Annotated in this window: 10 protein-coding genes; 6 read left to right on the top strand and 4 right to left on the bottom strand. The window is 58.8% G+C overall.

Translation table 11 applies throughout. The features are described 5' to 3' along the window. Nucleotides 1–145: 145 nt before the first annotated feature. Nucleotides 146–1957 (bottom strand): N-acetylmuramoyl-L-alanine amidase, encoded by a 1812-nt coding sequence (locus ACVWXE_RS14030; protein WP_457490612.1) that lies wholly within the window; start codon nucleotides 1955–1957, stop codon nucleotides 146–148. A 198-nt stretch (nucleotides 1958–2155) separates the two neighbouring features. On the opposite strand from ACVWXE_RS14030, the gene ACVWXE_RS14025 reads away from it, so the two are divergent. The 3 genes from ACVWXE_RS14025 to ACVWXE_RS14015 all read left to right on the top strand — a co-directional run bounded on the left by ACVWXE_RS14025 (nucleotide 2156) and on the right by ACVWXE_RS14015 (nucleotide 3781). Further along, the gene (locus tag ACVWXE_RS14025; protein ID WP_457490611.1) at nucleotides 2156–2587 is read left to right on the top strand and encodes a hypothetical protein; all 432 of its coding nucleotides are present in this window, start codon (nucleotides 2156–2158) and stop codon (nucleotides 2585–2587) included. Between the two features lie 109 nt (nucleotides 2588–2696). Next, nucleotides 2697–3302, top strand: a complete 606-nt coding sequence (cbiT, locus tag ACVWXE_RS14020; protein ID WP_011432027.1) for a precorrin-6Y C5,15-methyltransferase subunit CbiT — start codon at nucleotides 2697–2699, stop codon at nucleotides 3300–3302. 197 nt (nucleotides 3303–3499) lie between these two features. Then, complete coding sequence (locus ACVWXE_RS14015; RefSeq protein WP_457490610.1) at nucleotides 3500–3781, top strand: hypothetical protein; 282 nt, start codon at nucleotides 3500–3502, stop codon at nucleotides 3779–3781. 437 nt (nucleotides 3782–4218) lie between these two features. Here ACVWXE_RS14015 and ubiE read toward each other — a convergent pair whose 3' ends face one another. The 3 genes from ubiE to ACVWXE_RS14000 all read right to left on the bottom strand — a co-directional run bounded on the left by ubiE (nucleotide 4219) and on the right by ACVWXE_RS14000 (nucleotide 6242). Continuing rightward, on the bottom strand, nucleotides 4219–4995 hold the full coding sequence (gene ubiE, locus ACVWXE_RS14010) for a bifunctional demethylmenaquinone methyltransferase/2-methoxy-6-polyprenyl-1,4-benzoquinol methylase UbiE (protein ID WP_414522813.1): 777 nt from the start codon (nucleotides 4993–4995) through the stop codon (nucleotides 4219–4221). Nucleotides 4996–5101: 106 nt separating this feature from the next. Next, complete coding sequence (locus ACVWXE_RS14005) at nucleotides 5102–5905, bottom strand: hypothetical protein (RefSeq protein WP_457490609.1); 804 nt, start codon at nucleotides 5903–5905, stop codon at nucleotides 5102–5104. A gap of 58 nt (nucleotides 5906–5963) precedes the next feature. Beyond that, nucleotides 5964–6242 (bottom strand): hypothetical protein, encoded by a 279-nt coding sequence (locus tag ACVWXE_RS14000; protein WP_457445458.1) that lies wholly within the window; start codon nucleotides 6240–6242, stop codon nucleotides 5964–5966. 75 nt (nucleotides 6243–6317) lie between these two features. Between ACVWXE_RS14000 and cobU the strand changes: the two genes are divergently transcribed. Genes cobU through ACVWXE_RS13985 form a run of 3 tightly spaced genes read left to right on the top strand, consistent with a single transcriptional unit; the run spans nucleotide 6318 to nucleotide 7931 of the window. Next, entirely contained in the window at nucleotides 6318–6875 is a 558-nt protein-coding gene (gene cobU, locus ACVWXE_RS13995; protein ID WP_457490608.1) for a bifunctional adenosylcobinamide kinase/adenosylcobinamide-phosphate guanylyltransferase, read from the top strand. Between the two features lie 37 nt (nucleotides 6876–6912). Next, nucleotides 6913–7392 carry a CRR6 family NdhI maturation factor gene (locus tag ACVWXE_RS13990; RefSeq protein WP_011432033.1) on the top strand — a complete coding sequence of 160 codons (480 nt, stop codon included), beginning with the start codon at nucleotides 6913–6915 and terminating at the stop codon, nucleotides 7390–7392. Beyond that, nucleotides 7374–7931 (top strand): hypothetical protein, encoded by a 558-nt coding sequence (locus tag ACVWXE_RS13985; protein WP_457404277.1) that lies wholly within the window; start codon nucleotides 7374–7376, stop codon nucleotides 7929–7931. Before ACVWXE_RS13990 ends, ACVWXE_RS13985 begins: the two co-directional genes overlap by 19 nt. Nucleotides 7932–8059: the final 128 nt, after the last annotated feature.

Genomic DNA, 8059 nt, shown 5'->3' with positions numbered 1-8059 from the left:
TCCGGGCTTGTTTTGTTCTCTGGTAGAGCAGAGCAGGCTCAGGGCTACTGAAAGCCCGCTCCGTACCGCTTAGCGGTCGGAGCCGGGTAGTTTACTTAAGGATCAATTGAGAGATCCGATAGACATGAACAAGCTCAGCCAACGGCTAGCGACTGCGCAAGAAAGTCTCAATGCCATCGGCAATGGCCCGCGCCAAAATAGCCTGATATTCGGCAGTAGCCAATTTTCGCCCTTCGGTTGGGTTGGTTACGTATCCCAACTCCAGCAGCACGGAGGGCATACCCACAGGTGTTTCCCGCACCACAAAAAAGCGGGCTCGTCTCACCCCCCGGTCAGCAGCACCGGTGGCCCTGACCAAGCTGCGGTGCAAGATGGCGGCCAGCTCGGCGCTATCGGGTCGCAGGTAATAGGTCTCGATGCCGTGAATGCCGGAGCGATCCAGGGCGTTGGCATGAATGCTCACCAGCAGGGCAGCATTGGCCTGAACGGCCATATCCACCCGCGGTTGCAGCAGCACTTCCCGGTCATCGGTGCGGGTCATCACCACCCCGTACCCCCGCTCCTGCAGCAGTCGTTGCACCTGGTGGGCAACGGAGAGCACGATGTCCTTCTCCTGGATCCCATCTACCCCAATAGCACCGGGATCCCGTCCCCCGTGGCCGGGGTCGATGGCAATGACCGTCCGGTTCAGAGATTGGGGGGTGGAAGGGGAGGCAGGGCCGGGCGTCTGCGGCTGAGGTATTGGTGGAGGAGCATTCAGAGGTCGCAGCTCCAAGGTAATGCGGCGGGATCCCTGGCCGGGGTTGGGCTCGAAGACATTGAACTCCTCGGCGGGCTGCACCAGAATGCTGACCGTGCGGGCATCTTCCTGGACAAAGCGGATCCGCTCCACCGGCCCTCCAACCGGCAAGCCGGGATCCGGCATAGACTGGGGCAGGCGAGCGGGCGCCACGTTGATGCGGTAGCCACCACTCTCGGGATCCCAGCCGGCCCGGTAGAACATGAATCCATCGGCGCTGATGATCAACCGGTTGCCCTGGAGCTGAACCGATTGCAACGTGGCCAGCGGCCCACTGCTGTTGACAGAGCTGACCTCGGGCAAAAGGCTGGCCTGGGCAGCACCGCCGGCAGGCTGGATCCAGATCCCACCCCGCTGTGGGTCGTAGCGGGCTTCCCAGTCGCCACCGGAGGAATCCACATCCAGCACTACCCGAGCAATGGTGGGCTCAAATTGCCCGATCCGTAGCCGCGCAACCCCCAGACGGTTGATGACATAAGCTCGCTGGGTGAGGGCAGGGCTGAGGGTGGTGTTGAGAAAATCCACCACTACCCGATCCGGATCGAGGATGCGCCGCACCGTAGTGGAGGGGCTGCCTTGGGTACGGATAAAAAAGCCTTCTGCTTGCGGGGATACCTCTAAAATTTGATGGCCGGAGCGAGGAGATGGGGTGGGTGCCGGGCGTCGGGGAGGCAGTGTCGGCAAAGGCGGGGACGGCGGGAAGGGATCCCTGGAACCTCCCAATAAGCCGGCAGATGAAGGGGGAGAAGAAGAGAGAGATCCGGCCTGGGTGAATTGAACAGCCCAGCGGGAGGGGCCGGCAGTGAGCAGTTGCAGTTGGTTGAGGCTGAGAGGCTGATCCGGCTGCAGATACAGCACAAAGCGGGTAATGGTATCCGTAAGCTGGCTAATCTGCAGAGAGGTGACACGGCCCGCAAAAGTCTGGGTTTGGGGCTCCTGTCCAAAGCGGGTGTTGGGAAAATCCAGCACAACCCGAGGCGGATTCTGCAGCACGAACAGAAAAGGCCGCACCTCGCCCTGGGTGTTAACTTCCAGCCGCCCCTGCTGGGGGTCGTAGTACCAACGCTCAATGCGCGATAAACCTGGGGCTGTAATCGCCTGAGCCTGGACAGATTCCGGGGGAAACAGCCCTGCCCCCGCCAAGCTCAACAGCAGCATCGCCCCCCATATCTGCCTTGACCCCGGCTTGCCAAATTCGGGCATGACCTTCCATCCACTCCCCACACCTGCAACTATACCAACCTGCTTTCGGAGCAGCCTGAGAAGGAGCGCAATTCCGCTCTTGCTTGCGGGGCCAGAGGATAATGGGCATATCTTCTCCATCCCACTGCTTGTTCTCCGACGAGGTATCTTGGGATGCCCAGGCCACCGGATCCCCTAGCCCTGGCCCGAGCTGGACACGCCCAGTCAATTGTGCAGGTTGTGCGGACAGAACTGCTGCGGCGTCGCTGGTGTGTCCGGGTAGACTTTGCCGACGAGACCCTGCACGTCCACCTGCTGGGATCCCTGTACCAGCCTGCGCTCTCCCCCCAAGTTGCCGCTGCCCAACTGTTTCTGATCTTGAAGCAACTGCGGATCCCACGGCTGGAGCAAGTGGAAATTTGCGCTTTCCGCGGCTCACGTTTGCTCTGGCGGCAGAGCCTAAAGCTGGGATCCCGGCAGCGTTGGGATCGGTTTTCCTTCGATAACTGGGCAGTCAACGCTTGGGCTTACCCGGCTGCGTTTGCGGTGGCCCTGATGGTGAACAACATAGGCTTGTTGCAGTTGTGGTGCCCATCTGGGCAATGATTGGGCGGGAGAAGCGGCACCCCTATCAGGTTGGAGATGGCCTGTTGAGCATTCGCTCTATGCTGAGGGATATGTATAGACAAACTTCCTCTGCAACGGTACTTTACCCATGTCAGCCGCCTTCTCTTGGCCCTACCGCACCCCAGGGATCCCAGACTCTGCCTTTGAACGCATCCCAGGGATCCCGATGAGCCCTCGTGAGGTGCGCGTGTTGGTGCTAAGCCAGTTGCGCCTGGGAGAGAACCACTGCCTGTGGGATATCGGCGCCGGAACCGGCACAATTGCCATTGAAGCGGCTGTTCTATGCCCCAAAGCTCGCGTGATTGCCATCGAGCGAGATGCCGAGGTAGTCAGCCTAATCGAGAGCAATTGCGAGAAATTTGGCCTCACCAACGTGCAGGTGATTCAAGGTACTGCCCCCGATTGTCTGCAACACCTTTCTCCGGCACCGGATCGCATCTGCATTGAGGGAGGCCACCCCCTACGCGAGATCTTGGAAGCCTGCTGGAGCCATCTCAGCCCCAACGGGCGGGTCGTGGCGACGACCAACTCTTTGGATGGGCTCTACGGCCTTTCTGCCGGCCTGGCCGCTGTGCGGGCTCATCATGTGGAGGTGATTCAATCGGCGGTGAACCGCCTGGAACACCGCGGTCGGACTCAAATGCTGCTGGCACTGGATCCCACCTTTGTTTTGAGCGGAGAAAAAATGGGCTAAGTTTTGTGTAAACTGTTTACATTTTTTGGTAAATCTTTTCCTAAGGTGATGGATAAAAGTGGATTGATTTATCTCGGCTGTCTTAGAACCAGCAGAAAAGATTGGGTCACCCAAACCTTAAGCTATACTGATATTTCTCGATCCCAAACTCAAATCTGCTTTTATACCAGATAAGAGAGCTGGGAAACCCAATAGCTATGGATCAATTCCAACACCCCTTTCAGGAGTCACGGGAAGTCAAACTGCGGCAACTGTTGATTCGGGAGCGCTGGCCGGAAATGCTGAAAGGCTGCCGGGCTTGCATCCATTGGGACGACTTCAAGCGACCGGAATGCTGCGGTGACTGCGGCATTGGCGATCGCCGTAGGCAAGCGGTAACCGAAGAAAGCCCACCCAGCAAGTCCCCAGGAATTTGGGGTTTCCCAAGCTTTCCAGAGGGGGATCCCAGCTCCTGCAGTAACTTTGGTAGTTTCTATTGAGAACTTTTACTCAGGGAGTTTTACCTAAAAACCGGGTCTCAAGCCCGGTCTTCATACCTGCCTGCGGCGGAAGCAAGCTGGCAAAGTGGGGAGGCAACGAGCGCCTCTCCCAAGATTGCTATGTCGTCGCTCCCTAGCCTCTCATCTTGCCCTCATTGGCCCCCTGCTTCCGCTTCTCAGAGGCAGCTCCCCAGCAACCTCAAGGGGGGCAGGAGGATCCATGTTAATTTCTACACCAACATGGTTAGCGACAGGGTCGGCGACAAGCCTCAAACCCTGATTCTTCCGTTGACCCGGTCGATCCCGCTCTGGGCAAGGGTTTCAGGCCTCTCGGCAGAGAAAAATAAGGGGAAATTGCAGCCGTTCGCGCCAGCGGGACGGAGTCCTTAAACGAGACCCTGTCGATCTAGGCCCCTGGATCCCGCTCTGGACAAGGGTTATAATCGGGGAGAGTCGCTTCCCTTCGGGGAAGTGGAATTAGTGGAATTAATGGAAACAATACGAAACTTCTCAATCACCAATACCCCCATCATTCCCCACGCTAGGGGGTAGAACTTGGCACTGGCAAACCCTGCCTGCAGGGCCATTTGTCGTTGCTCTTCTCCAGAGGGAAAGCGATCTAGGCTGGGATCAATGTAGGCATATTCGGATCCCAGTCCCAAAGTTTTGGCCTGGGCAACCACCTGAGTGTTCAAGTACCAGCGCTGAAATTGTTCGCAAAGAGGGATCCCTGTGGGGCGGTGAAAATCCAAAATGGCGGCACGACGTCCTGGCTTCAGTACTCGCCTAATCTCTCGCAAGGCTTGGGGAATATCGGTTACATTGCGCAAGCCGTAGCCCATGGTAATGGCATCGAAGCTACTGTCGGGAAAAGGTAAGGCCAAGGCATCTCCCAAAACCCACTCCAGGGAGTAGCCAGGGAAGAGCCGGGAGCGACGCCGGGCAATCGCCAGCATGGCGGGAGAGAAATCTAGGCCCACCACATGTCCCCTTCGTCCTACTCGGCGGGCCAACTGCAGAGCCAGATCACCGGTTCCACAGCACAGATCCAGCACATATCCTCCTGAGCTGGCGCCCGACCAACGCACGGCCATACGCTTCCAAACCTGATGGAGGCCCAGGCTCAAGGTTTGGTTGAGGGAGTCATAGTGGGGAGCAATGCGGTCAAAAAGCGCTCGGATTTCCTCAGGCTGTTCAAAGGTTGGGCTAGGCACCTCTTCTCAACTCCACCTCATGTTCCCCGTACAAACTTTGTTGCTCCTGTTGCTCCGCAACGCTACGTGACCGGATCTGTGGTCTGAAGCTAAAGGAAGAGGGGTGTTACGGCGGCACTGGGATCCCACTGGCTCCCACTCGGTGGCGGCGGCTGGGGTAATCAGCCAAACTCAGGGACAGGGATCGGGATCCGGCTAGGCTCGAGGCTGGGATGCGGATGGTTCCCTGGAAGACTTGGCTATTGGGGGGCAGCTCCCCCGGCAAACCCTGGGTGAGCGCGCTGATTGACCGTCCATTGTCGTCAGTAATGTTCAGGAAGCTATAGAGAAAGCGCACCGTCTCTGCCGAGTTGTTTTGCATAGCTACATTCAGAACCACTTGGCTTCCCTCGCGACGAACCGAGAGCACCTGCATAGAGACCTGTCCACCGGCGGCAATTGGTAGGGGGGGCGGAGGTGGTGTGGGCGCCGGCGGGGCAGGAACTCCGTCCTGCTGACGGGAACGAGAAGGTGGAGGAGATGGAGTGGCGGGGCGAGGAGTTGGCGACGGGGCCGCCGCCAATTCAGGAGACAATCTGGGGGTGGGTGTTGGAGTGGGAGTTGCAACCGGCGTGGGTGCTGGGGTAAAGAGGGGGGTGGGAGTTGGGGACGGACGAAGGCTGGCTTCGGCTGCTGCAATTACCTCAGCCTCGTTCAGCAAGGGCACAGTGCGGGGATCCCGAACTTCGCGGGAAGGAGAAGCCCGACCGGCGCCGGTGACGGGAGAAGAAACCCCCGATAGAGCTCGCTGGCCAAATAGGTAGCCCAAGCAAGCGCTCAACACCGTTGTGAAGAGAAATGCGCTCGTCCAAAACAGCACCCCCGAGAATGTGGAGGTGAACTCCTGAGATAGTCTGGCCGGTCTGCGCAAAGGCTGTTAACTCCTGCTGCTGGTTCGCTTACCCGATCATACGAAAGTGACGGAGAAGCTAGGGGTTCTCGACCGGGGCAGAGTTTTTGCGCTGTCGCTCATGGGCCTGTAGCGGGGCGCTGTCTAAGTTGGGCAGCCGCTCCCCCAGCCACCAACCCGGATCTTCCCAGCTCAGGGATCCCAGCCATTTCCCGGCCCGATCTGCCAAGACCAAGCCCAACAAAACGGGAGCAGTGGTGATCCCCAGCGCTAGGCTGAGCCAGAGCGGTTGAGCAGATCGAAAAGAGGCCGAAGCAGCCTTTTGTTCAGGCGGAGATATTGGCTTGGGATCTGTCATGGTCGGGCTTTTGAGCCTGAAGTTCAAGTGCGCTGTTGTTAGGTTAATCTCAAGCGTCAGTGGATTTCCAGCGTAATGTCGATTGTGCTGATCTGCGGCCCTGTGCGCTCTGGCAAAAGCCGGCTGGCAGAGGGTTTGGCTGCGGCTTCGGGCTTGCCGGTTGTCTACCTGGCTACCGGGCCAAAACCCGATCCTGAGACTGACCCAGAGTGGGCAGAGCGCGTTCAACAGCACCGGCAACGACGACCTTCCGGTTGGCAAACTTGGGAAACCGGGAGGGACTTGGGGGCAGAACTGCAAAAGTTACCCCAGCCCTGCTGTGCGCTGGTGGATTCGCTGGGGGGATGGGTGGCGCAGGGCCTAGACTGTCCCTCTTCAGAATGGGATCCCTTGGTGCAATCCTTCTTGGCAACCTTGCAAAGCCATAGAGGGGAGATCCTCCTGGTGTCTGAAGAAGTGGGCTGGGGGGTGGTGCCCGCTTACCCACTGGGGCGGCGGTTTCGGGATCGGATGGGGGAACTGACCCAAAGGCTGGCTCCCCTGGCCGACCAAGTGTTTTTGGTAACGGCAGGTTTTGCCCTCGATCTCACCCGTCTAGGGATCCCAGTGGCGAGCAAGACAGAGCAGAGCTGAGATAAGCTGCATTTGCAAGCCAGATAGCTGTGTTGCCGTGCCGATTACCCTCTACCTTCCTGCCAAGGCCATTCAAACTCTGGATCTCACCCCCGGCCATGAGCTGGTGAAAACCTTGATGGCCGATCCCGTGCGTGCTGCCCAGCAGGTGCAATGCGCCATCGATTGGCCGCGCAGCCCTGAGGATCCACGGGAGCTGTCCGAGATCCCGGAGGTGCGCCTGTGGTTTATTCGTTGGGATACAGTCTACCCCTGGATGCCCTACTTTCTCAATTGGCGCCAAGGAGAACTCGCCCGTTACGCGGCTATGATGGTGCCCCACCAATTCAACCCTCGGGAGGGTATTGTTTACAACCCAGAAGCGTTGGAGATCTTTGTCTATCAGAAGATCTTTGTGTTGATGCGGTGGTTTAAGCAGCAGAACCTGGGATCCGTCTCCATGCTGCGGGATATGGCTTTGGTGTTTGGCTTCGAGATCCAGCCGGAGTTTCTCGCCCTATGGGAGGCAGAGCCATGAAGGTGATGGTGGCCAACACCTGGCCGGGGATCCCAGGAGCTACGGCAGTGGCCGACGCTTGGCAGCAGGTGGTTCAACGCCCTTGGGGCCGGCTCAGAGTGGATCCCAACCCTTCGGAAGCTCAGCTAAAGGCCCTCTGGCAACAAATCTCCGAGTGGGCAGGAGAAAAAGATCCCCTACTGGTTTTGCCGGGCAGCGTTGCCGATCCCCTGGGGCCAGGCCAAACCTGGGCCGATCTAGCCCATGCGTGGGGGTTGAGCTTGCTGTTGACGCTGCAGCGGGAGGCCGCTCTGAGCCAAGCTGCTGCTTTTGCCGCCCTGTTGCGCCAAGCCAAGGCCTGCGGTTTGGGGTGGGTGCTGATTGGATCCCTGACCGAAACTGGGGATCCCCAAGCCTTGGAAAAGCTGGATGCAACTTTGATCCCGCGCCTGGAAGCCCAAGTAGGAATGCCGGTGTTGGGGAGAATGGCTCTTGATGGGCAGATCCTTTGGGATCCAGATGCCCTGCTGCTCTGCAATGCTGCCCAACCAAGGAACTGAGCGCCACCCACTGATCCCTGCGGCTCGAACCGTTCCTGATACATTCACGCTGAACTCTCCTGAACATGGTTCAGGAAAGAAGCGATCGCATCCTGCCTATCTCTGTTCGCGTCAGCGGGACGGAGTCC

This window comes from Thermostichus sp. MS-CIW-41 (assembly GCF_054058915.1).
This window is presented reverse-complemented; position numbering and strand designations above follow the sequence as displayed.

Bases quoted from the DNA above. Each gene is read 5' to 3' on its own strand.
- ACVWXE_RS14030 (WP_457490612.1), bottom strand. From the start codon at position 1,957: ATGCTGCTGTTGAGCTTGGCGGGGGCAGGGCTGTTTCCCCCGGAATCT.
- ACVWXE_RS14025 (WP_457490611.1), top strand. From the start codon at position 2,156: ATGCCCAGGCCACCGGATCCCCTAGCCCTGGCCCGAGCTGGACACGCC.
- cbiT (WP_011432027.1), top strand. From the start codon at position 2,697: ATGTCAGCCGCCTTCTCTTGGCCCTACCGCACCCCAGGGATCCCAGAC.
- ACVWXE_RS14015 (WP_457490610.1), top strand. From the start codon at position 3,500: ATGGATCAATTCCAACACCCCTTTCAGGAGTCACGGGAAGTCAAACTG.
- ACVWXE_RS14000 (WP_457445458.1), bottom strand. From the start codon at position 6,242: ATGACAGATCCCAAGCCAATATCTCCGCCTGAACAAAAGGCTGCTTCG.
- cobU (WP_457490608.1), top strand. From the start codon at position 6,318: ATGTCGATTGTGCTGATCTGCGGCCCTGTGCGCTCTGGCAAAAGCCGG.
- ACVWXE_RS13985 (WP_457404277.1), top strand. From the start codon at position 7,374: ATGGGAGGCAGAGCCATGAAGGTGATGGTGGCCAACACCTGGCCGGGG.